This is a genomic window from Candidatus Competibacteraceae bacterium (assembly GCA_016699715.1).
Lineage (GTDB): Bacteria > Pseudomonadota > Gammaproteobacteria > Competibacterales > Competibacteraceae > Competibacter.
Map to the genome: position 1 here is coordinate 1,146,782 of CP065007.1, position 23,312 is coordinate 1,170,093.

Below are 23,312 nucleotides of genomic sequence, written 5' to 3' on the forward strand. Positions count from 1 at the left end.
ATGAATCCAAAGCGAGGCTACACCGGCGAGTTGCCGCCGGCCCGGTTCAACCTGGCGCGCTACTGTCTTCAGGCGGCGGCGCGGACCACGCCGGACAAGGTGGCGCTGGTGGTGGTTTCCGACGCCGACGCGCCGGTTGGAGCGGCCGAGCACTGGACTTACGCGCAACTGGATGAGGCGGTGCGGCGCACGGCGGCCGGGCTGCGCCGTCTGGGTCTGGCGCCAGGCGCGCGGCTGATGATCCGCATGGGCAACACCAGCGATTACGCCCTGCTGTTTTTCGGCGCCATCGCCGCCGGTTGCGTGCCGCTGCCATCCTCGGCGCAACTGACCGAGGAGGAGGCCGCTTTCCTGCTGGCCGATTCCGGTGCCCGGTTGCTGGCCATGGCGGATGAACTGACGATCCGGCCACCGCCGGGTGTGCAAGTGTTGGGCTTGGCCGAGGTCGCCGCGCTACGGGCCGGTCACGAGCCGCTGGACTATGCCGATACCGCCGCCGACGATCCAGCGTTCCTGATCTACACCTCCGGTACCACCGGTCAGCCCAAGGGCGTGTTGCACGCCCAGCGCTCGGCCTGGGGTCGGCGACCGATGTACCAGGGCTGGTATGGCATCCGCCCGGACGATGTGATTCTGCACGCCGGGGCATTTAACTGGACTTATACCCTGGGGGTGGGGTTGACCGATCCCTGGGCCAACGGCGCGACGGCGGTACTCTACAACGGTCCGCGCGATGTCACGGTTTGGCCGGCGCTGATGGAGAAGTACCGGGCCACTCTGTTTGCAGCGGTGCCGGGGCTGTACCGACAGATCCTGAAATACAATGATCTGGGTGCTTATGACCTGTCCAGCCTGCGCCACGGGCTGACCGCCGGCGAAGCGCTGAGCACCGCTTTGCTGGAACAGTGGCGGGCGACGACCGGCAAGGCGCTGTACGAGGCGTTGGGGATGAGCGAATGCTCGACCTACATTTCTTCGGCGCCGGGCGAGCCGGTCAACCCCGGCAGTCCGGGTAAGGCCCAGCCGGGTCGTTGCGTGGCGGCATTGCCGGTCGAAGGCGGTGAGGAACCGCTGCCACCGGGCGAGACCGGGTTGCTGGCGGTGCATCGCGGCGATCCGGGGCTGATGCTGGGTTACTGGAATCGCCCCGAAGAAGAGGAGTTGGTTTACCGGGGCGAGTGGTTCCTCGGCGGCGATCTGGTTCACTTCGACGCCGATGGCTACATGATCTACCACGGTCGCAACGACGACGTGATGAACGCCATGGGCTACCGGGTGTCGCCGCTGGAGGTGGAACATTGCCTGAGCCGGCATCCGGCGGTGGCGGAGGTGGCGGTCACTGAGCTGGCCGTGCGCGAGGGCGTCAGCGTAATCGCCGCCTTCGTGGTGCCGCGCGATCCCGACGAACCGGACGGGATGGACGCCGCGCCCTTGCTGGCCCATGCCCACGCCCATCTGGCGGGCTATAAGTGCCCGCGCGAGATTATTTTCGTCGATAGCCTGCCGCGCACCGCCAACGGCAAGGTCCGCCGCCGCGATCTGGCGCGGTGGCGGCGGTAAAGCAGATTCACCGTCAGGAAGGTCGCTGGCAATGTCTCCAGGTGCTACTGACCACCCCCGGCGGGTCTGTGCGATTCAGAACTGGATCGGGCACAAGTCCTCGCCGCCCAGGCCGTCCATGACGCTGAACCGGTCAACGCTCTAGAGCACCGGCCCGAGCATGGCGATGGCGTTATTCCAGAGGCGACGTGTCATCGGCCAAGCGGCCACTTCGCTCAGCTCGACCGGGCGCGACCGGGCGATATATTCCTGCTGGCGCCGCCGGACATCGGCGGTCAGCGCCGGATCGTGGAACAGGATGTTGTTCTCGTAGTTCAGTTCGAAGCTGCGGCGATCCATGTTGGCGGAACCGATCAGCGTCACTTCACCGTCCAGGGTCAGCGATTTGGTGTGTAGCAATCCGCCCACGTATTCGAAGATCCGTACTCCAGCGGTGAGCAGCTCGCCGTAGTAGCTGCGACTCGCCGCGCCGACGATCCACGAGTCGTTCCTGGCCGGGAAGACAATGGTCGTGGCCACGCCACGGCGGGCGCTGGCGCACAAGGCGCCCTGCATGGACTCATCGGGGACGTAATAAGGGGTCGAGATGATCAACTCATGGCGAGCAGTGTGCATGAGTGACTCAAACATCTCGGGCATGGCGGAGTAGCGCACGGTCGGCCCCGTGCCGATGACCTGAGCCGGCAGCCCCGACAGGGCGGGTGGGATCGGTCGCCGCAGCAGGTCCGCGATGTCATCGTCCACATGGGCCATCCAGTCACTGGCGAACAGATGTTGATTCTGACGGGCGATCGGCCCCTCGAAACGCATCATGGCATCCACCCAGGGCGCGTATTGGGCCTTGATGAGAAACTCCGGATCAGCACAGTTCTGACTGCCGCAATAGGTGATGAGATCGTCGATCACGACGATTTTTCGATGGTTGCGCAGATCGATCCGCCCCTTGAGAGGCCGCAGCAACGGATTGCCAACGGGCAAGGCCCGGGCCAGGCGGACCCCCGCTCGATCCATGTCTGGCCAGTATTTGGAATGAATCAGCAGACGCGAGCCCAGGTCGTCCGCCATCGCCCGGCAGGTGACGCCGCGCGCGGCGGCGCGCTTTAGCGCCTCGATGATCTTGCGGCCATTGTGGTCCGGCAGCCAGATATAGAACAGGAGATGCACATGCTCGCTGGCGGCATCGATGTCGGCCACCATGGCGTCGATGGTGGCGTTCGAATCCGCCAGCAGGCGGGCGTGGTTGCCGCCGACCGGTTCGAAACCGCTGATGGAGTGCCCGACACGAAACAGGTGCGTGTAGCGATCCGACGCCTCGACCCGCTGGATGGCCGCGTCCAGACCCACCGCATCGGCCACCTTCGGCATTTGCGCGAGCACCGCCTGCATTCGCGCGACGCGCCGTCGGCCGATGTTGACTTCGCCAAACAGGATATAGGCCAGAATACCCAGCACCGGCAGGACCAGAATGATCACCATCCAGGCGATGCGCGAGGCGGGCTCCCGATGCGGTCTCAGTAGCACCCGCGCGATGAAGGCGAATTGAATCAGAACGTTCAGTATCCAGAGAATCGCCGCAAAAAAGGTTGTTTCGTTCACTGAAATGAATCCTGAAAGTTTATCGGTCTCTAGGCGCCGCATCGTCTGCGCGCAAGTCTACCCGCGTTGTCATAACGACAAAACAAACAACGGCATGAATCCGATATATAGCGCTCCCATCCCGGTTATGGAATCTCTCTTCCTTGGAGAAGGAGGGGTGGCGCGTAGCGCCGGGGTGGTCCGACACGGTGATTCCACCCGTCAGACAGGAGCGCCATATCTCCTGTTTCGAGGTTTCCCATCTGCTGAAACGGCGTCGTGAAGCTAATGTTTAATAAATCAATATGCAATATTTATTATTGCATTTAAACTTTTCGTTAGTGATAATTAATGCCTGTCTTGGAACCTGGATTTTCATTATGCTCACAGCGGCTCAGTTGAAAGCGGCACGCGCGCTGTTGGGTATAGACCAGCGAACGCTCGCCGAAAGCGCCGGTTTGTCCCTGCCGACCATCCAGCGGATGGAAACCAGCGAAGGCACGATTCGCGGCAATGTGGATTCCCTGGTCAAGCTCATCACCGCGCTCGACGCCGCCGGCGTGGAGCTGATCGGGGAGGGCGCCGCCAGCGAAGGTGGCGGGCGCGGGGTTCGGCTGAAGCGCTGAACCGCTCAATCAGTCCGTAGTGATGTGGGTCGGAAGGAGTGGAATTCGTCACCATGCCGTTGTCGCTGTCATTGGGCTTGGCCATGGCCCTGCTTGCCGTCGGTCTCCATGCGATCGCCGCATCGCGCCGGACGGGTTGCACCCGCCAGGTCTACGGGGTGAGTCTGGTCATCTGCATCCTCTTGCTGGGGACGGCGCTGGCGCATCTGCTGGGTGACCGAACGCCGGTCACGCTGACCTTGCCCATTGGCCTGCCCTGGCTGGGCGCGCATTTCCGTCTGGACGCGCTGTCGGCCTTTTTCCTGATCGTGGTCAATCTTGGCGGCGCGGTGGCCAGCCTGTTCGCCCTGGGCTACGGCCAGCATGAAAAAACGCCCGAACGAGTATTGCCGTTCTACCCGGCCTTTCTGGCCGGCATGAACCTGGTGGTGCTGGCCGATGACGCCTTTACCTTTTTATTCGTTTGGGAATTCATGTCGCTCAGTTCCTGGGCACTGGTCATGGCCCACCATCGGGAGCCGGCCAACGCTCGCGCCGGTTATCTATATCTGGTCATGGCCTGCTTCGGTACCTTGGCGCTGCTGCTGGTTTTCGGGCTGCTGGCCGGTCCCGACGGCGGCTACGATTTCAGCGCCATCCGCGCCGCTCAGGCCACGCCGGGCGCGGCGGCGCTGGTGCTGGCGCTGGCGTTGGTGGGAGCCGGTTCCAAGGCCGGTCTGGTGCCGCTGCATGTCTGGCTGCCGCTGGCGCATCCGGCCGCGCCCAGCCATGTGTCGGCATTGATGAGCGGGGTAATGACCAAGGTGGCGGTGTACGGTTTCATCCGCATCGTGTTCGACCTGCTGGGCACGCCGGCCTGGTGGTGGGGAGGACTGGTGCTGGCGCTGGGTGGAATCACCGCCGTGCTGGGCGTGCTGTACGCGCTGATGCAGCACGATCTGAAACGGCTGCTCGCCTATCACACGGTGGAAAATATCGGCATCATCTTTATCGGTTTGGGGCTGGCGCTGGCGTTTCAGGCGAATCATATGTACGCGAACGCCGCACTGGCGCTGACCGCCGCGCTGTTCCACATCTTCAACCATTCGCTGTTCAAGAGTCTGCTGTTTCTCGGTACCGGCGCGGTGCTGACCGCCACCGGAGAGCGCGACATGGAACGGCTGGGTGGGTTGATCCACCCGATGCCGTGGACCGCGCTGGCGTTTCTGATCGGCGCGGCGGCGATTTCGGCGCTGCCGCCGCTGAACGGCTTCGTCTCCGAATGGCTGACTTTCCAGGCCATCCTGGCCAGCCCGGAGCTGCCGCAATGGCCGCTCAAGTTTTTGGTGCCGGCGGTCGGCGCGCTGCTGGCGCTGTCCGCCGCGCTGGCCGCCACCTGCTTCGTCAAAGCCTTCGGCATCACCTTCCTGGGCCGGCCGCGTTCGCCGGCCGCCGCCGGGGCACGGGAAACCGACCGCTATTCGCTGGTCGCGCTGTTCGTTCTGGCGGTGCTCTGCCTGTTGGCCGGCATCCTGCCCGGACTGGTGGTGGATGGCCTGTCTCCGGTGGTGAGTGTGCTTAACGGCGGCACCCGGCTGACGGCGCAGAGCAGCCAGCCCTGGCTGACACTGGTGCCGGTGGTGGATGTCAAAAGCACCTACAACGGCTTGCTGGTGCTGTTGTTCATGGCATTTTCCGGAACCGGCGCCGCCCTCCTGATCCATCGTTTCGCTTCCGCCGCGGCGCGGCGCGGTCCGGCCTGGGATTGCGGCTTTCCCGAAGCCAGCCCCGCGACCCAGTACACCGCCGGCAGCTTCGCTCAACCGATCCGCCGGGTGTTCGGCAGCGTGGTGTTCCAGGCGCGGGAACGGGTGTTCATGCCGCCGCCCGGCGATTCGCGGCCGGCGCGATTGGAGGTCGAGCTGCACGACCCGGTCTGGGAGCGTGGCTACGCCCCGATCATCGCGGCCGTGGTGGCGCTCTCCAGCCGTTTCAATGCCTTTCAATACCTCACCATCCGCCGTTACCTGAGTCTGGTGTTCGGCGCGCTGGTCCTGCTGTTGCTGGGGATGGTGCTATGGCGCTGACCGCCGACTATGGGGTGCAGGGCTGCCAAATGCTGCTGACGCTGCTGCTGGCCCCGCTGCTCACCGGTTTTGTCCGCGCGCTCAAGGCGCGACTGCTGCGCCGGCGTGGCCCGACCCTGCTGCAACCCTACCGCGATCTGCTCAAGCTGTTGCGCAAGGAGGTCGTGCTGGCCGACTCCGCCTCCTGGCTGTTTCGAGTCGCGCCCTATCTGATCTTCGCCGCGATCTGGGTGGCGGCGGCGCTGGTGCCGACCTTCGCCAGCGGCCTGCCGTTCAGTTGGACGGCCGATTTGATCGCCATCGTCGCGCTGCTCGGCACCGCCCGCTTTTTTCTGGCGTTGGCCGGGCTCGATGTCGGCACCAGCTTCGGCGGCATCGGCGCCAGCCGCGAGATGATGATCGCCTCGCTGGCCGAACCGGCCATGCTGATGATGGTATTCACCCTGTCGCTGCTGGCCGGCACCACCGAACTGTCGGCGGTCGCCCGTTTCATGCTGAATGCCGATGTCGGCCTGCGGGTGTCGCTGGCGCTGGCGCTGCTGGCTTTGGTCATGGTGGCGATCGCCGAGAATGCCCGGATTCCGGTGGACAATCCGGCCACCCACCTGGAGCTGACCATGGTGCATGAGGCAATGGTGCTGGAATACTCCGGTCGCCATCTGGCGCTGATCGAGCTGGCCGCTGCCCTGAAATTGCTGCTCTATCTGTCGCTGATGGCCTGCATCTTCGTGCCCTGGGGCATGGCGACCGCCGGCGCGGGTCCGCTGGATTATCTGACGGGTGTGGCTGTGTATCTGGCCAAGCTGGCGGTGGGTGGTCTGCTGCTGGCGCTGTTCGAAACCAGCATCGCCAAGATGCGGGTGTTCCGTGTCAATGAATTTCTGGGGGCGGCGCTGATGCTGGGTTTGCTCGGTACCCTGTTGCTGTTTGTGTCCCGGAGCCTGTGATGCACGGCCTGGCCTTCGATATCGCCCATTTCCTGGCGGGCGGCATGGTGGTGGTGAGTTTCCTGCTGCTGTACCAGGATCGCCTGTATGCCCTGATCAGCGTTTTCGCCCTGCACTCGCTGGTGCTGGCGCTGGCGGTCGGCTGGCAGGCCGCCATTCAGGGCGCGCATCACCTGTACATCACGGCGGGAATCGCGCTGGTGTTCAAGGCGATCGTCATTCCGGTCGCGCTCCACCGCATCGTCCGGCGGCTCGGCATCCATCGCACGCTGGAAGCGGTGGGAGGCGTGGGCCGGGACATGCTGGCCGGCACCGGGCTGGTGGCGCTGGCCATTCTGGTGATGCTGCCGGTGACGGCCAGCGCCGACGCGCTGGCGCGCGAAGATCTGGCCTTCGCTTTGGCGGTGGTGCTGCTGGGGTTGCTGCTGATGGTCACCCGCCGCAACGCGGTCAGCCTGGTGATCGGCTTCATGTCGCTGGAGAACGGACTGGTGCTGGCCGCCGCCGGAGCACGCGGCATGCCGCTGGCGGTGGAAATCAGCGTCGCGTTTTCGGTGCTGATCGCGATGATCGTGATCGGTATTTTTCTGTTTCGCATCCGGGAGCGCTTCGACAGCGTGGACATGCAGGCGATGGATACCTTTCGGGAGGAACGGCGGCGATGAGCGGCGCGGATCTCGGTCTCGTGGCGATGGCCGTGCTGCTGGGCGTTCCGGCCGGCTCGGCGCTGCTGCTGGTGCTGGTGTCCGGCTACCGGCTCGGCGCCAGGCTGAATGTCGGCGCGGCGCTGCTGTGCCTGCTGGCCGCCGCCACCCTGTTCCAGGCGCGGCCGGAGGCCAATCTCTATCTGCGGGTGGACGACTTCAACATCTATCTGATCGCGCTGAACAACTGGGTCAGCTTCACCACCAGCGTGTTCAGTGCCGGCTACATCGCCCACGAACTGGAAACCGGCCGGTTGACCCCGGCGTATCTGCGCTTTTATCACGCCATGTATCAGGCGCTGCTGTTCGCCATGAACCTGGCGCTGCTCGCCAACAACATCGGGTTGCTGTGGGTGGCGATCGAACTGGCGACGCTGGTCACGGTGCTGATGGTCGGTCTCTACCGGACCCATGCCGCGCTGGAAGCCGCCTGGAAGTATTTCATTCTGGGTAGCCTCGGCATCGCCCTGGCGCTGTTCGGCACCATCCTGGTGTATCTGGCGGCGCAACCGGTGATCGGGCAGGGGCTGCCGGCCATGGCCTGGGACCGGCTGCTGGCCCGCGCCGACGCCTTCGATCCGGCGCTGCTCAACCTGGCCTTCGTGTTTTTGCTGCTCGGTTACGGCACCAAGGCCGGTCTGGTGCCGCTGCACGCCTGGCTGCCGGACGCGCACGCCGAAGGCCCCACGCCGATCTCGGCGGTGCTGTCCGGTTTGCTGCTGAACGTGGCGCTGTATGCGGTGCTGCGCTTCAAGATGCTGATGAGCGCCAATCCGTCCGCGCTGGCGCCGGGGCCGCTGATGGTCATTCTGGGGCTGCTGTCCCTGCTGTTCGCCGGCTTGATGCTCTATCGCCGGGGCGACATCAAACGCTTGTTCGCTTATTCCTCCATCGAACACATGGGCATCATCACCTTCGCCTTCGGCATGGGCGGGCCGCTGGCCAACTTCGCCGGGCTGCTGCACATGACCCTGCACAGCCTGACCAAATCGGCGATTTTCTTCACCGTGGGCCATATTTCCCAAGTCAAGGGTACCCAGCGGATCTCCACTATTCGCGGTTTGACCGTCACCCATCCGACCCTCGGCTGGGGGCTGGTGGCGGGCGTGATCGCCATCGCCGGGATGCCGCCGTTCGGGGTGTTCATGAGCGAGTTCCTGGTGGTCAGTTCCACCTTCGCCCGCCAGCCGCTGCTGGCGTTGCCGCTGGTGGTGGGGTTGCTGCTGGCCTTCGGCACCCTGCTGTGGCGGTTGCACAGCGTGGCGTTCGGCCAGCCGGACAGTACCGCCGTTGTGCCGGTGCGAGCCAGTACCCTGCCGACGACGGTGCATCTGGGGCTGGTATTGGTCGCCGGGTTCTGGCTACCCGAACCGCTGGTGGCCTGGTTCCGCCATGTCGCGGTCCTGTTGGGTTGAGGGCGATAGGATGAAAGCGACGAACGCCAATCCCGCCTTGCTCGCCGTGCTGGGCGCCGGCCAGCCGGTCACCGGGCATCGGCCCTGGCCCCGGTTTTTGGTGAGCGCCGAAACCTGGAACACGCTGCTGGCCGGACTGGCGAACGGTAGCTGGAGCCTGCTCGGATTATGGGCCGAACCCGGTGTGGCGCATCTGGCGGCCTATGAGTTCGAAACCGGTACGCCGGGTGTCGCCAGCCTGCCCTGTCCGGCCGGCGAGTTCCCCTCGGTGGGGCGTCTGCATCCACCGGCGCAACGGCTGGAACGGGCCATCACCGATCTGGTCGGTTTACAGCCGGCCGCCGGCCCCGATCTTCGTCCCTGGCTGGATCACGGCCGCTGGCCGCTGCGCCATCCCCTGGGTGCCGCAACCGCGCCGACCGAAGCGATGCCACCTTATCCGTTTCTGCCGGCGGAGGGCGAAAGCCTGCACCAGATTCCGGTGGGGCCGGTACACGCCGGCATCATCGAACCCGGTCATTTCCGCTTCACCGCCAACGGCGAGGCCGTGGTCCGGCTGGAAGAGCGGCTGGGCTATGTTCACAAGGGTATCGAGAGCCTGCTGAACGGCGCGTCGCTGGAGCGGGCGGCGCGGCTGGTGGGGCGGGTGTCGGGCGACAGCACGGTGGCCTATGCCTGGGCCTTCGCCCGGGCGGTCGAGGCGGCGACGGAAACGGAGATTCCCGCGCGCGCGCACTGGCTGCGCGCGCTGATGGCCGAGCTGGAGCGGCTGGCCAATCACTGCGGCGACATCGGCGCGATCTGCAATGACGCCGCCTTCGCCTTGATGTTGGCCCATTGCGCGGTGTTGCGCGAGCGGGTGCTCCGCGCCAGCGCCGCCTGCTTCGGTCATCGTCTGCTGATGGATTGCGTGATTCCGGGCGGTGTGGCCGTCGATTTGCCGGCGGATGGCGTACCGATCTTGCGAGCCCTGCTGGCCGAAATGCGCCGCGCGTTTCCACCCCTGGTCGAGTTATACGACAACACCGCCTCGCTGCAAGACCGCACCGCCAATACCGGGACGCTCAATCCGACGCTGGTCCAGCAGTTCGGTTGCGGCGGGGTGATCGGCCGCGCCGCCGGCCGCGCCTTCGACGCCCGCCGCCAGCCGGGTTACCCGCCCTACGATCAGCTTGAGTTCGAGGTGCCGGTGCGGCGCGACAGCGATGTTAACGCCCGGGTGTGGATTCGCATCCGCGAGGTGGAACAGAGTCTGACCCTGATTGAGCAAATTCTGGCGCGCTGGCCGCCGGGTCCGGTGCGTGGGGCACTGAACCAGCCCGGCCGGTTGGTCGAGGGCATGGCGCTGGTCGAGGGCTTTCGCGGTGACATCCTGATCTGGTTGCGCTTGGCCGCCGACGGCACGGTGGCGCGCTGCCATCCGCGCGATCCCTCCTGGTTGCAGTGGCCGCTGCTGGAAGCCGCCATCGAAGGCGATATCGTGGCGGATTTTCCCTTGTGCAACAAATCCTTCAACTGCTCGTATTCGGGCCACGATCTTTAGGCGCTCCATCATGCGCAAGCTGCTGTTGCAAAATGGGTGGCGGTCGCCGCTGACTCTTCCCGCTCCGGCCCCTTCCGAACAGGCCCTGGCCGAACTGGGCGCGAAGGTCGATCAGGCCGCCCGCCGACGCCTCGGCCGCAGTCTGGCGATCCGCGAGGTGGACGCCGGTTCCTGTAACGGCTGCGAGTTGGAGATCCACGCGCTGAACAATGCTTTTTACGACCTGGAACGCTTCGGTTTCCATTTTGTCGCCTCGCCGCGCCATGCCGATGTGTTGCTGGTGACCGGACCGGTGACGGTCAACATGCGCGAGGCGCTGGAGCGCACTTATGCCGCCACGCCCGATCCGAAATGGGTGGTCGCGGTGGGTGATTGCGGGCGGGACGGCGGGGTGTTCGCCGGCGGCTACGCCTGCGTCGGCGGAGTGGCCGAAGTGATTCCGGTCGATCTGCACATTCCCGGCTGTCCGCCGACTCCTCTGCAATTGCTCGAAGGCTTGCTGGCGTTGTTGCGGATCCAATGATTTTCCTGGGTAGTCCCGCTCATCGAGCGACGGGAAGCTGCCTTTGAAAAACGGTGGGGCCGACGCGGTCTTGGAGACCGTGTCGGTCCGGTATCCGATGAAGCGTCCATATTCCAGGACCGCCATTTTCCGCTCGTGTGCTACTCCATCGAGGTTATCTGTATGACCATTACCATTGCTGAATTGGAAAACTTCAAAAACTCCGTGGTGTTCTTAAACCAGCTCAGATCCATGCCGCTTGAAGTCATCGAGTTCCATTTGGAGAACGAGTATGGGTATATCATCGATAAATCTTCATCAATTGCAAAAAAAACGGCTGCTATTCAAACAGATCATTCGATAGATGGGGAGATGGCCCAGGGTTGCGGACAGTCGTTCGAGCAGCATCGGGAGGCCAAATAGCGTTCATGAAACCTGACTCACGGCATCCCTTATATCTGCCTTTTGGCACCGCGCTGCGCGACAAGCTGCGCGGGGGCTACAACCTCAACAAGCTGCAAGCCGACCTGCTGGCCGGCATTACCGTCGGCATTGTCGCGGTGCCGCTGTCGATGGCGTTGGCAATCGGCAGCGGAGTGCCGCCGCAGTATGGTTTATATACCGCCATCGTCGCCGGGCTGCTGATCGCCCTGACCGGCGGTTCCCGCTACAGCGTGTCCGGGCCGACCGCCGCCTTCATCGTCATCCTGCATCCCATCGCCGAAAAATATGGCCTTGGTGGGTTGGTCACCGCCAGTTGCATGGCCGGTATCATACTGATCGGCATGGGCATGGGGCGGATGGGCAAGCTGATCCAGTTCATTCCCTATCCGGTGACCACCGGTTTCACCGCCGGCATCGCGGTGGTGATCGCCAGCCTGCAATTCAAGGATTTCTTCGGCTTGCAACTGGCTGTCCAGCCCGAACATTTCGTGGAACGGCTGTGGTTGGTGGGGCAGGCGCTGCCCGGTTTGCACCCGCCGGATTTGCTGATCGGCGCGTTGACCTTGGTCCTGCTGATCCTCTGGCCGCGCCTGAAAACCGGCTTGCCGGCACCGCTGGCCGGTATGGCGATCGCCACCGTACTGGCTTGGCTGCTCGGTCGAACCGTGGACGGTTTCGAAGTCGCCACCATCGCATCGCGCTTCAGCTATACGTTGGGCGGAGAGACCTTGCCGGGTATTCCGCCGTTCCTGCCGAGCTTCGGGCTGCCGTGGCAACTGCCCGGTCCGGACGGAGCAGTGTTGGGGTTGTCGCTGGGATTGATCAAGGATCTGCTGGGGCCGGCGATGGCGATCGCCCTGCTGGGCGCTATCGAGTCACTGCTGTGCGCGGTGGTGGCCGACGGCATGACCGGGACCAAGCACGATCCCGACGCTGAACTGATCGGGCAGGGCATCGGCAACGTCGTGGCGCCGTTTTTCGGCGGCATTGCCGCGACCGGCGCGCTGGCCCGCACCGCCGCCAACATCCGCGCCGGCGCCCGAGGTCCGCTGGCCGCCGTCTTTCACGCCTTGTTCGTGTTGCTGGTCTTGCTGGCACTGGCGCCGCTGCTGGGTTATCTGCCCATGGCCGCGCTGGCCGCCTTGCTGCTGCTGGTGGCCTGGAACATGAGCGAACTCAAGCACTTTCGTCATATTATTCAGGTGGCGCCTGGTAGCGATATCCTGGTCTTGCTGGTCTGTTTCGGATTGACGGTGCTGTTCGATATGGTGGTCGCCATCAGCATCGGCGTGGTGCTGGCCGCGCTGCTGTTCATGAACCGCATGGCGGCCTTGACGGGCGGCAAGCATGTGGAGGCCGATCATCCTCATCTGGAAAGTCCGCTGCCGGACGGTGTGCGCTTATACGAAGTCTCCGGTTCGCTCTTCTTCGGCGCGGCGGAAAAGGCGATGAGCGCCTTGCACGATATCGGGGTCCGGCCGCGAGCGGTCATCATCGATATCGAAGCCGTGACGGTCATGGATGTGTCGGGATTGGTGGCGTTGGATTCGGCCATCGAGCGGCTGCGGGGTGACGGTGTCTTGGTGGCGGTGGCGGGCGTGCATGGCCAGCCGGCACTGCTGATGCGTCGCGCCGGGCTGCACAACATTCCCGGCAAATTGTTACTGTCGTCCAGCTTGCCGCAGGCGCTGGCGCGAGTGCGGCATTATTTGGGTGAAACCGCGACCAACCGGCCCTTGCTGACCGAGCAGATCTCCTGAACGGCTGGGAGACGCCTGCTCGTGGGTCGGATGCTGTCCAACCGGCGTTGCGACTCTCGCCGCGAAGGCCAAGATTTCGGTCAATTAGGCGGGTGGGCCATCAGGACTTTCGCCGCCTTGTCGCTTGACGGAACGACAGGCCGAGCGAAAGTCCCGAATTGAGATGGCCCTGTTTTAGATCAGACCGGCTGCCGGTGAAGCAGATATTCCTGCGCATCGACCGCGGCAATGGCGGTCATGTTGATGATCCGCCGCGCGGTCGCCGAGCGGGTCAGAATATGCGCCGGCTTAGCCAGACCGAGCATGATCGGTCCCACCGGGACGCTGTTGGTCAGTTCCTTGAGCAGATTGTGAGAGATGTTGGCGGCATCGGCATTGGGCATGATCAACAGGTTGGCCGCGCCTTTCAGCCGTGAATGCAGAAATACCCGACTGCGCAATGCCTCGGACAAGGCGGCATCGCTACGCATCTCGCCGTCGACCTCCAGGTCGGGCGCGCGTTGGCGGATGATCCGCAACGCTTCCGCCATCTTGCGCGCCTGCCGCGACGACTTGTGTGAACCAAAGCTGGAGTGGGACAGCAGGGCGATTTTCGGCGGCAGGAAGCAGCCGACCGCCTCCGCCGCCAACAAGGTAATGTCGGCGATTTCCTCGGCCGTTGGGTCGGTGTTGATGTCGGTGTCGCAGAAGAACAGCGGTCCGTGCGAAGTAATCAACATGTTCATGGCCGCCGGGGTCTTGACGCCTTTGCGCAAACCAACGATATCCAGCACGTATTCCACATGATCGGGAAAGCCGCCGATCAATCCGCACAACAGGGCGTCGCCGTAGCCGAGGCGCAGCATCAGTGCCCCGATCACCGTGGCGCGCGTGTTGACCCGAACCCGGGCTTTGTTGGGATCGACCCCATAACGCCCACGTAGCTGGTGGTATTCCTGCCAGCATTCCTCGTAGTAAGGATTGTTCTGGGGATCGATGATCTCAAAATCCTGATCGGGGCGGATGCGCAGACCCAGTTCGGCGATGCGTTGTTCGATGCGCCCGCGCCGCCCGATCAGAATGGGTTTGGCCAGACCGTCGTCGATGACCCCTTGCACCGCCCACAGCATCCGTTCTTCTTCGGCCTGGGCATAAATCACTCGCTTGAGATTGGTCTTGGCGCGATCGAACACCGGGCGCATGATCAGGCCGGTACGGTAGACGCGCTGGCTGAGTTGGGTGTGGTAGGCGCTAAAATCCTCGATCGGGCGAGTGGCGACACCGCTGTCCATCGCCGCCTTGGCGACCGCCAGCGGCAAGGTCAGCAGCAGGCGCGGCTCGAACGGCTTGGGAATCAGGTATTCCGGTCCGAAGGTGATTGGCTGATCGCCGTAGGCGGCGGTTTCCTCCTGGGAGTGCGGTTCGCGCGCCAGTTCCGCCAGGGCGCGGACGCAGGCCAGTTGCATCTCCTGATTGATCGTGGTGGCGCCTACGTCCAGCGCGCCCCGGAAAATATAGGGGAAGCAGAGGACGTTGTTGACCTGGTTGGGATAGTCGGAACGGCCGGTGGCGATAATGGCGTCGGGCCGCGCGGCTTTGGCTTCCTCCGGCATGATTTCGGGAACGGGATTGGCCAGTGCCAGAATCAGCGGCTGATTGGCCATGGTTTTCACCATATCCCCGGTGAGCACCCCGGCCTTGGATAGCCCCAGGAAAATATCCGCGCCGACGATCGCCTCGCCCAGGGTGCGCGTCGGAGTATCGGCGGCATAGGCGGCTTTCTCCGCGTCGAGAGGGCCGCGTCCCTGATAGATCACGCCCCGGCTGTCGCAGACGATGACGTTTTCCCGCCGCAGGCCCAAACCAAGCAGCAAATCGAGGCAGGCGATGCCGGCCGCGCCGGCGCCGGAAGTGACCACCCTGACCTCGGCGATATGCTTGCCCACCAGCGACAGCGCGTTGAGCACGGCGGCGGCGGTGATGATGGCGGTGCCGTGCTGGTCGTCGTGGAACACCGGAATTTTCATCCGCTCGCGCAACCGGCGCTCGATCTGGAAGCATTCCGGGGCCTTGATGTCTTCCAGGTTGATGCCGCCAAAACTCGGTTCCAGGCTGGCGATGATCTCGACCAGTTTGTCGGGGTCGCGTTCGTTGATTTCGAGATCGAATACATCGACGCCGGCGAACTTCTTGAACAGCACGCCTTTGCCTTCCATCACCGGTTTGGCCGCCAGCGGGCCGATGTCGCCCAAGCCCAGCACGGCGGTGCCGTTGGTGATGACCGCCACCAGATTGCCACGAGCGGTGACGGTGGACACCTCGCGGGGATCTTCGACAATCACCGCGCAGGCGGCGGCGACGCCGGGGGAGTAGGCCAGCGCCAGATCGATCTGGTTGGCGAGCGGCTTGGTCGGGGTGACTTCGATCTTGCCGTAGGGAGCCATGCGATGGTAGCGCAGGGCGCGTTCGTCGAAATTATCAGCCATGGGGGTTCGAGCGATTCCTGGTGAGGTGATGGTGAGGCGAGGTTCCGGATTCTCTGGAAAGGCAGAGAGCGGGATGCATTCTAGCAATTTTCGTGCCTAGTAAAGCGGTTGAGCTGATTGATCCAAAATTTCTGGCCGGTGGCTTGGTGGTTGTCGGCCCACCGTCGGCCAATCCAACGCAAGCGCTGGCACGGTGCGGTATGATTTGAGTGAAGTCTGATCGACTGGTTCTTGCTGGCCGAGCAGATCGTCTGAAAATCGCTTGAAGAGGAGATCCGCCGATGCTGGTGTTGCCCGACGATTTCGAACCCGGTCTGGTTCGCTCGCCGGTTGCCAGAGAAGCCGGCTGGTGGTTTGTGTTCGGAGGCAGCGAACTGCTGGTGCGATCCGACGGAGCCGAGGCCGAGCTGCCGATGGCGGTGGACTGGCCGTTTGCGGGTTGGCCGGTGCTGCGCCGCTTGTATCTGGGAACGCTGCGCGGCCGGCCCTGCCATGCCGTCGAGGTGGCGGAGGTGTCCCCGCCGCCGGGGATGGCGTTCGAAGGCTTGCGCGGTTTGTGGTCGCGGCTGGACGAGACCCTGTTGGGGGTGGCCGGTCACGCCCTACAGTTGATCGAATGGGACCGCACGCACCAATATTGCGGTCGTTGCGGCACGGCCACCCAGCGGCGTGACGACGAACGCGCCCGATGCTGCGCGGCTTGTGGGCTGGCCGCCTATCCGCGGTTGTCGCCGGTGGTGATGGTGCGCGTCAGTCGGGGACGCGAGATCCTGCTGGCTCGCGCGCCGCGCTTCCTGCCGGGGGTATACAGCGTGTTGGCGGGTTTTGTCGAAGCCGGCGAGACGCTGGAGCAGGCCCTCCACCGGGAGGTGGCGGAAGAGGTGGGCATTCGGGTCAGGAACCTGCGCTATTTCGCCAGTCAATCCTGGCCGTTTCCGCATTCCTTTATGATGGCCTTCACCGCCGACCATGCCGAAGGCGAGCCGCGGGCCGACGGGCGGGAAATCCTGGAGGCCCGCTGGTTTGCGCCGGATAATCTGCCGGGCTTGCCCAGCCCGATGAGCATGGCGTGGCGACTGGTCGAAGACTTTGTGACGCGCGCCGGGTAGGGCGCAAGCGACTCTTGGAGGCCCGCGATGTTCGAGCGATCCAGCAAAACCGCCGCCGCGCCGGCGGACAACGATCCGATGCGAGAGCAGGCCCGTTTTGCGGCTTTGTGGCAGCGGTGTCTGAGCGGCGGCCGCGCGTTGGCGGAAACGGTTCATGCCCGGCTGCTCGAACTCTACGGGGAGCCGCATCGCCGCTATCATACCTTGGATCATATCCGGCATTGCCTGGGTGAATTCGACCGGGCGGCGGCGTTGATGGACGACCCCGACGCCGTCGAGATGTCGTTGTGGTTCCACGATGCGATTTACCGGTCGGGCGCGGTGGATAACGAACGGCGCAGCGCCGACCTGTTCCGGCAGTGGTCGGAGGGGCATGCGGATGCCGCCTTCCTGCAACGGGTGGACGATTTGATCATGGCCACCACCCATCGCGATCCGCCCATCCGGCGGGACGAGCGCTTCGTCGTCGATATCGACCTTTCCAGCTTTGGGTTGCCGTGGGAGGCATTCGAACGGGATGGCCGCCGGATTCGCGCCGAATGCGCGGAGATCGGCGACGAGACCTATTGTCCAGGCCAGTTGCGCTTTCTGCGGTCCCTGCAAAACCGGCCGACTTTCTTCCTGACCGAATTTTTCCAGCGGCGTTACGAGCAAATCGCGCGTGACAATATCCGCCGGGTCATTGAAAACTTGCGCGCGCGCGGTTACGGCTGAAACCAGCGTCGGCATTTTCCGGGGGTGCGGGGCATGAAACTGAAATTAGGCAACCTGAGAGCGACGCTGGAGGATCGGGCGGCATCCCAGCGACAAGTGGCGGCGGCGATCCTGTTCGCCGATATCTGCGGCAGCACCCGATTGTTCGAAAAGCATGGTGACTGGCGGGCACGGCAGATCGAAACGCGGGTGCTGGAGGTGCTGACCGCGGGCACCGTCGCGCATGACGGCGTGGTGATCAAAACCATCGGCGATGAAATCATGAGCCGGTTTGCGAGCGCGCAACAGGCGGTGCGCGCCGCCTGCGAGATGCACCGGGTGCTCAAGGAGGATAAGGATCTGGCCGAGTTGAACATCGCCGTCAAGATCGGTCTGCATTACGGGCCGGTCCTGGTCGAAAAAGGCGACCTGTTCGGCGATGCGGTGAACGTCGCCGCCCGGATGGTTGCCCTGGCCAAGGCCGATCAGATCATCACCACTCGGGAAACCGTGGCGTGCCTGCCGACCGATTTGGCCCAGATGACGCGCGATCTCGGACGGTCGTGGGTGCGGGGCAAGCAGGACGAGATGGACATCGTCGAGATCATCTGGCACGACTCCAGCAGCCTGACCCAGATGGCCAGCGGTGGCCAGGAGGAGCTTCGTGGCCTGCTGTTCGCCCGACTGGTACTGGACTATCGCGAACGGACCATTGAGGTGGTGCCCGGCTCGCAAACCTTCACCATGGGTCGCGGCGAGCGCAACAATCTGGTGGTGGACCGGGAACTGGTGTCCCGCAGCCACGCCGATATCGAGTTCCGGCAGGGCAAGTTCATTCTGGTGGAGCACAGCACCAACGGCACCTATCTACTGCTGGAAAACGGCGCGCGCTTTTTCGTGCGGCGCGAGGAGTTCGCCTTGCACGACTGTGGGGTGATTTGTCTGGGGCAGGCGGTCGCCGACGACAATCCCGATCTGATTCACTATCAGTGCGTACATGGGTGATGCGACATGTTCGCCGCTATGTTGAAGGGGATAGGCTATGACTCAATGTGGCGTGTCCAGACCAGAGTGCGATTGTTGACCGGCATCGAATAATCTTGCCGAAACCGTAGGCCGTGATCCCGCGCGAGTCGGTCGAGATCGCTGAAGTCACGAATCCCGCTGGCCGGATCGCGGTGTTTGAGCATTTGGTCGAACGCGGCGTTGCTGGCGCTGGTGTAGCGACCGTTGTAATTGAACGGCCCGTACAGACAGAACGCTCCGCCGGGTTGCAGTACCCGGCCGATCCCCTGGAACAAGCCGGCCACCGCGGGCCAATTCATGATGTGGGTGGTGTTGGCGGAAAATGCGCCCGCCGCTTGAGTGACTGGCCACGGTGTGCGGCAGGTGTCCAATTCCAGGGGTTGGCGCAGGTTCGGCAGACCCGCTTCGGCGATCCACAGCCCAATGCCGGGCAGGTAGTCGGCCTGATCGGTCGCTTGCCAGTCCAGGTGCGGCAATTCCCGTGCAAAGTGAACGGCGTGTTGCCCGGTGCCGGCGCCGATTTCCAGAATCAGGCCCGGCTCGGAAAAAATCTCGCGAAGCACCGCCAGAATCGGCTCCTTGTTCTGTTCGCAGGCTTCGGAATAAGGTTTAGCGTAAAGGCTCATGGCACTTTTCGGTATTAGAGCACCTGCTTCAGGAACGCCTGTGCCCGAGGTTCTTGTGGCGCGGTGAAAAATTGCGCCGGCGGCGCGTCTTCCAGAATGCGGCCGACGTCCATGAACAGCACCCGCTGGGCCACCTCGCGGGCGAAACCCATTTCATGGGTCACCACCGCCATGGTCATCCCTTCGCGGGCCAACTGCTTCATCACGTCCAGCACCTCGCCGACCATTTCCGGGTCCAGCGCGCTGGTCGGTTCGTCGAACAGCATCACCTTGGGGTCCATGGCCAGGGCGCGGGCGATGGCCACCCGCTGCTGCTGGCCGCCGGATAGCCGTGAAGGATACTCGTTGGCCTTCTCGGCGATACCGACCTTGGTCAGCAGCGCCATGGCTCTTTCATTGGCCTCGCCAGCTCTGCGCTTGCGCACCACCCGCTGTGCCAGGGTGACGTTCTCCAGCACGGTCTTGTGCGGGAACAGGTTGAAATGCTGGAACACCATCCCCACCTCGCGGCGCACGGCGTTGAGGTTGGTTTTGCTGCCGGCGATGTCGATGCCGTCGATCACGACCTGTCCGTCGTCGAATTCTTCCAGGCCGTTCAGGCAGCGGAGCAAAGTGGATTTGCCCGACCCGGACGGGCCGATGATCACCACCACCTCGCCCTTGGCGATCGCGGTGCTGACATCGTCCACCGCTCGCACCGTCTGGCCGCGCCCCTCGAACACTTTGAGCAGATTTTTGACTTCAATCACTGCGGGCGAACCTCCGTTCCAGCCAGAAGAGCAGTTGCGACAGCACCGAGGTGACCACCAGGTAGAGCAGGGCGACCGTGAACCAGATTTCGAAAGTGGCGAAGCTGGCGGTGATGATCTCCCGCCCGCTCTTGGTCAGGTCGGTGATGGCGATGACCGATACCAGCGAAGAATCCTTGATCAGGCTGATGAACTGTCCGGCCAGTGGCGGCAGCACCCGTTTGAAAGCCTGTGGCAGCACGATGTAGGTCATGTTCTGGAAGGCGCTCATCCCCAGCGAGCGCGCTGCTTCGGTTTGGCCCTTGGGAATGGATTGAATGCCGGCGCGGATGATTTCGGCGATGTAGGCGCCGACGAACAGTGCCAGCGCCCCGATGCCGGCGACCATGCGATCCAGGTTCAACACCGTGCCGATGAAGAAGTAGAAGATGAAGATCTGCACCAGCAGCGGCGTGCCACGAATCAGTTCGATGTAGAGCACCGCCAGCCCGCGCAGGACAGGGTTGTCGGAAATGCGGCACAGGCCGGTGATCAGGCCGATCAGCAGCCCGACCAGTCCGGACACGAAGGAAATCCAGATGGTGACCCACAAGCCTCGGGTCAGCGGGCCGATCCGCCATTCATGGTTGTCGCCGACGCTGTCTTCCCGGTCGATGACCTCGCCGACCGCCACCTGCACGGTTTCCACCGGCAGGACAACCGGAGCGCCGCCGTCGGTGGGCGTGACGACGACCCGACTCAGCGCACCGTCGGTCTGGATGGCGCTGACCCGGCCGGCGACCGGCGATTCCTGGGGAAGCTCGGCCCGGTAGGCGAAATACTGCGGTACCCGTTCCCAGCGCCACTCATAGTGAACGCGCTTGGTGGCCACCCACAGACCCGCCACCAAGCCGATCAGGATGGTGGCGAGCAGCAGATACCAGGGCCAGGCGGCGGGGCGATGTTTGAGTGCCACGGCTTACTGCACGTCTTTCAGCCAGTCGGTGCTCTTAAACCACTTCTGGTACAGCTTGTCGTAGGCGCCGTCCTGCTTGACCTTGGCGAGAAAACCGTTGAGCCATTTGATGAATTCGGGGTTGCCTTTGCGCACGCCCCAGCCGAGCGGCTCGTCGGTGAAGGGCTGGTCCAGGAAGACCAGCTTGCCCTCGCCGCGCTGGCCGATGGCGACCGCGTTGTAGGGCGAGTCGTAGATGAAGGCGTCGGCCTTGCCGTTGACCACTTCCATGACGCCTTCCGCCTCGGTCTCGAAGGACAGGTAGGTGGCTTTGGGCAGGTATTTCTTGGCGGCGATTTCGCCGGTAGTGCCAAGTTTGGAGGCGATTTTGTACTTGGGTTTGTTCAGATCCTTATAGGACTTGACCTTGCTTTCCAGATCCTTGCGCAGCAGCACGGTCTGGCCGATCACCATGTAGGGCGCCGAGAAATCGATGGTTTCGGCACGCGCCTTGGTGATGGTCATCCCGCTCATGATGAGGTCGCATTTGCTGGTGATCAGCGCGGGGATGATGCCGTCCCAGGCGGTGCTGCTCAGCACCAGTTTGACGCCCAGCGCCTCGGCCATCAGCGCCGCCAGATCGGGATCGAAGCCGACGATCCGACCGCGTTTGTCGGTGATTTCGAAGGGCATGTAGGCCGGTTCCAGACAGACTTTCAGCTCGCCGCGCTCCTTGATTTCGTTAAGCACGTCGGCCCGGGCGGGAGCATTGGCCAGAGCAAGCAGCAGGCCGAGGCTGACACCGAGCGCAACCAGGAATTTTTTCATGGGATCGTGACTCCTTGGATGGTTTTTTGGATGGTTATTGTTAGGCACGGCTGGCAAAACCCATGGCCGAGTATCGGTCATGATATACAAAATTCATCCCACTGTAATATGGCGGTCGGCCAGCGTTCAGGTGGATTTTCCCTCGTCGAGCAATTCCCTGATCACCATGCGGATGCCGCATTTGGGGCAACGCGGCATTTCTTCGATCGGGATGTAAATGATCTCGGTGTAACGGCACTTCGGGCACTCGACCTGCACCGGTTCCGCCTTATCGCGCCGCATGAGCCGACTCCTCGCCCGCGAGGGCGGTTTGCTGGAGCAATTGAGCGATGGCCCGTTCGAAGCGACGCAGTCCTTCCTCGATCAGTTCGTCGGGGATGATCAGCGAGGGCGCCAGCCGGATCACGTCCGGTCCGGCCACCAGCACCAGCAGACCCTGATCCATCGCGGCCTTGATGAAATCACGACTGCGCCCCCGCCAGGCATCGCTCAGCTCGCAACCGAGCAGCAGGCCCTTGCCGCGCAGCTCGCGAAAGACACCGAACCGGTCGTTGATGCGGCGCAGCCCGGCCATGAACGCGGCGTGCTTACGGCGCACGCCGGCCAGCAGTTCGGGGTCGCTGATCAGATCCAGCACCGCGCCGGCCACCGCGCAGCCCAGCGGATTGCCGCCGTAGGTGGTGCCGTGGCTGCCGACGTTGAGGCTGGTGGCGATCGGCGCGGTGGTCAGCATGGCGCTGATCGGGAAGCCGCCGCCCAGTCCCTTGGCGGTGGTCAGAATATCGGGCGTCACGCCGTAGCCCATGTAGGCGTAGAGGTGGCCGGAACGGCTGTTGCCGCATTGCACCTCATCGAAGATCAACAGCGCCTGGTGGCGGTCGCACAGTTCGCGCACCCCGCGCAGGAATTCCGGCGTGGCGCCGGTCACGCCGCCTTCGCCCTGCACCGGCTCCAGAATCACCGCGCAGCTGCGGTCGGAAATCGCCGCGGTGAAGGCGGCCAGGTCGTTGAACGGCACATGGGTGATGGCTGGCGGCAGCGGTTCGAAGCCCTCGGTGTACTTGGGCTGGCCGCCGACGGTCACGGTGAATAAAGTGCGACCGTGGAACGATTGGCCGAAAGCGATGATTTCGCGTTTGTCGGGGCCGAAATGGTCGGCGGCGTATTTGCGGGCCAGCTTGAGCGCCGCTTCGTTGGCCTCGGCGCCGGAGTTGGCGAAGAACACCCGCTGGGCGAAGGTCAGCTCGCACAGCCGACGGGCCAGCTTGAGCGCCGGTTCGTTGGTCAGCACGTTGCTGACGTGCCAGAGCTTGCGGGATTGTTCGGTCAGCGCCGCGACCAGCTTCGGGTGGGCGTGGCCCAGCACGTTGACGGCGATGCCGCCGGCGAAGTCGATGTATTCCCGTCCATCCTGATCCCACAGGCGGGAGCCCTCGCCGCGCACCGGAATGATCGCCGCCGGGGCGTAGTTGGGGACCATGACGTCGTCGAACACATCGCGGGTGACTGGAGACTGGCTCATCGGGGGCGATCCTGAATCGAGGTTGGGCGTGAATGCTTGTCGATGCTTGTCGGTGCATATAGCGCTCCCATCCCGGTTGTGGAATCTCCCCTCCTTGGACAAGGAGGGGTGGCGCGCAGCGCCGGGGTGGTTCGAAACGCTGAGTCCACGAGTCCACTCGTCGGACAGGAGCGCTATAGCATACCTTGAATCCGGCTCCGCAAGCCCCGGATTATGGG

The 23,312-nt window shown here is 63.8% G+C and carries 21 protein-coding genes; 13 read left to right on the top strand and 8 right to left on the bottom strand.

From position 1 onward, the window contains the following. The gene (locus tag IPM89_05190; GenBank protein QQS55207.1) at positions 1 to 1,560 is read left to right on the top strand and encodes an acyl-CoA synthetase; all 1,560 of its coding nucleotides are present in this window, start codon (positions 1 to 3) and stop codon (positions 1,558 to 1,560) included. Positions 1,561 to 1,701: 141 nt separating this feature from the next. Here IPM89_05190 and cls read toward each other — a convergent pair whose 3' ends face one another. Beyond that, entirely contained in the window at positions 1,702 to 3,198 is a 1,497-nt protein-coding gene (gene cls, locus IPM89_05195) for a cardiolipin synthase (protein ID QQS55208.1), read from the bottom strand. A 317-nt stretch (positions 3,199 to 3,515) separates the two neighbouring features. Between cls and IPM89_05200 the strand changes: the two genes are divergently transcribed. From IPM89_05200 to dauA, 9 genes are all read left to right on the top strand, one after another. Next, the gene (locus tag IPM89_05200) at positions 3,516 to 3,761 is read left to right on the top strand and encodes a helix-turn-helix transcriptional regulator (protein QQS55209.1); all 246 of its coding nucleotides are present in this window, start codon (positions 3,516 to 3,518) and stop codon (positions 3,759 to 3,761) included. Positions 3,762 to 3,814: 53 nt separating this feature from the next. Beyond that, positions 3,815 to 5,827 (top strand): hydrogenase 4 subunit B, encoded by a 2,013-nt coding sequence (hyfB, locus tag IPM89_05205; GenBank protein ID QQS55210.1) that lies wholly within the window; start codon positions 3,815 to 3,817, stop codon positions 5,825 to 5,827. Continuing rightward, complete coding sequence (locus tag IPM89_05210; protein ID QQS55211.1) at positions 5,818 to 6,774, top strand: NADH-quinone oxidoreductase subunit H; 957 nt, start codon at positions 5,818 to 5,820, stop codon at positions 6,772 to 6,774. Before hyfB ends, IPM89_05210 begins: the two co-directional genes overlap by 10 nt. After that, a complete protein-coding gene (locus IPM89_05215) occupies positions 6,774 to 7,439 on the top strand; it encodes a hydrogenase-4 component E (GenBank protein QQS55212.1) in 666 nt (221 codons plus the stop codon). The genes IPM89_05210 and IPM89_05215 overlap by 1 nt, the downstream gene beginning before the upstream one ends. Beyond that, a complete protein-coding gene (locus IPM89_05220; protein QQS55213.1) occupies positions 7,436 to 8,893 on the top strand; it encodes a hydrogenase 4 subunit F in 1,458 nt (485 codons plus the stop codon). The genes IPM89_05215 and IPM89_05220 overlap by 4 nt, the downstream gene beginning before the upstream one ends. Before the next feature lie 10 nt (positions 8,894 to 8,903). Further along, positions 8,904 to 10,436: a nickel-dependent hydrogenase large subunit gene (locus IPM89_05225; GenBank protein ID QQS55214.1), complete on the top strand. Its 1,533-nt coding sequence runs from the start codon at positions 8,904 to 8,906 to the stop codon at positions 10,434 to 10,436. 10 nt (positions 10,437 to 10,446) lie between these two features. Beyond that, the gene (gene nuoB, locus IPM89_05230) at positions 10,447 to 10,959 is read left to right on the top strand and encodes an NADH-quinone oxidoreductase subunit NuoB (protein QQS55215.1); all 513 of its coding nucleotides are present in this window, start codon (positions 10,447 to 10,449) and stop codon (positions 10,957 to 10,959) included. 162 nt (positions 10,960 to 11,121) lie between these two features. After that, positions 11,122 to 11,361: a hypothetical protein gene (locus IPM89_05235; GenBank protein ID QQS55216.1), complete on the top strand. Its 240-nt coding sequence runs from the start codon at positions 11,122 to 11,124 to the stop codon at positions 11,359 to 11,361. A 5-nt stretch (positions 11,362 to 11,366) separates the two neighbouring features. Continuing rightward, positions 11,367 to 13,142 carry a C4-dicarboxylic acid transporter DauA gene (gene dauA, locus IPM89_05240; protein ID QQS55217.1) on the top strand — a complete coding sequence of 592 codons (1,776 nt, stop codon included), beginning with the start codon at positions 11,367 to 11,369 and terminating at the stop codon, positions 13,140 to 13,142. 179 nt (positions 13,143 to 13,321) lie between these two features. Here the strand turns inward: dauA and IPM89_05245 are convergent, their stop codons facing one another. Further along, positions 13,322 to 15,607, bottom strand: coding sequence for an NADP-dependent malic enzyme (locus IPM89_05245; GenBank protein ID QQS55218.1), 2,286 nt, complete (start codon positions 15,605 to 15,607; stop codon positions 13,322 to 13,324). 281 nt (positions 15,608 to 15,888) lie between these two features. Here IPM89_05245 and nudC point away from each other — a divergent pair, with 281 nt between their 5' ends. The 3 genes from nudC to IPM89_05260 are packed head-to-tail and all read left to right on the top strand — an operon-like array spanning position 15,889 to position 18,414. Further along, positions 15,889 to 16,716, top strand: coding sequence for an NAD(+) diphosphatase (nudC, locus tag IPM89_05250; GenBank protein QQS55219.1), 828 nt, complete (start codon positions 15,889 to 15,891; stop codon positions 16,714 to 16,716). Positions 16,717 to 16,743: 27 nt separating this feature from the next. Beyond that, positions 16,744 to 17,430, top strand: a complete 687-nt coding sequence (locus tag IPM89_05255) for a hypothetical protein (GenBank protein QQS55220.1) — start codon at positions 16,744 to 16,746, stop codon at positions 17,428 to 17,430. A 33-nt stretch (positions 17,431 to 17,463) separates the two neighbouring features. After that, a complete protein-coding gene (locus IPM89_05260; GenBank protein QQS55221.1) occupies positions 17,464 to 18,414 on the top strand; it encodes an adenylate/guanylate cyclase domain-containing protein in 951 nt (316 codons plus the stop codon). Positions 18,415 to 18,449: 35 nt separating this feature from the next. Here IPM89_05260 and IPM89_05265 read toward each other — a convergent pair whose 3' ends face one another. The 6 genes from IPM89_05265 to IPM89_05290 form a co-directional block, all read right to left on the bottom strand. Then, positions 18,450 to 19,061 carry a DUF938 domain-containing protein gene (locus IPM89_05265; GenBank protein ID QQS55222.1) on the bottom strand — a complete coding sequence of 204 codons (612 nt, stop codon included), beginning with the start codon at positions 19,059 to 19,061 and terminating at the stop codon, positions 18,450 to 18,452. Between the two features lie 14 nt (positions 19,062 to 19,075). Beyond that, complete coding sequence (locus IPM89_05270) at positions 19,076 to 19,810, bottom strand: amino acid ABC transporter ATP-binding protein (GenBank protein QQS55223.1); 735 nt, start codon at positions 19,808 to 19,810, stop codon at positions 19,076 to 19,078. Continuing rightward, positions 19,803 to 20,765: an amino acid ABC transporter permease gene (locus IPM89_05275; GenBank protein ID QQS55224.1), complete on the bottom strand. Its 963-nt coding sequence runs from the start codon at positions 20,763 to 20,765 to the stop codon at positions 19,803 to 19,805. Before IPM89_05275 ends, IPM89_05270 begins: the two co-directional genes overlap by 8 nt. Positions 20,766 to 20,768: 3 nt before the next feature. After that, positions 20,769 to 21,572, bottom strand: a complete 804-nt coding sequence (locus tag IPM89_05280) for a transporter substrate-binding domain-containing protein (GenBank protein ID QQS55225.1) — start codon at positions 21,570 to 21,572, stop codon at positions 20,769 to 20,771. Between the two features lie 126 nt (positions 21,573 to 21,698). Beyond that, positions 21,699 to 21,854 carry a hypothetical protein gene (locus IPM89_05285; protein ID QQS55226.1) on the bottom strand — a complete coding sequence of 52 codons (156 nt, stop codon included), beginning with the start codon at positions 21,852 to 21,854 and terminating at the stop codon, positions 21,699 to 21,701. Continuing rightward, positions 21,841 to 23,094 (bottom strand): aspartate aminotransferase family protein, encoded by a 1,254-nt coding sequence (locus IPM89_05290; GenBank protein QQS55227.1) that lies wholly within the window; start codon positions 23,092 to 23,094, stop codon positions 21,841 to 21,843. The genes IPM89_05285 and IPM89_05290 overlap by 14 nt, the downstream gene beginning before the upstream one ends. Between the last annotated feature and the right edge of the window lie 218 nt (positions 23,095 to 23,312).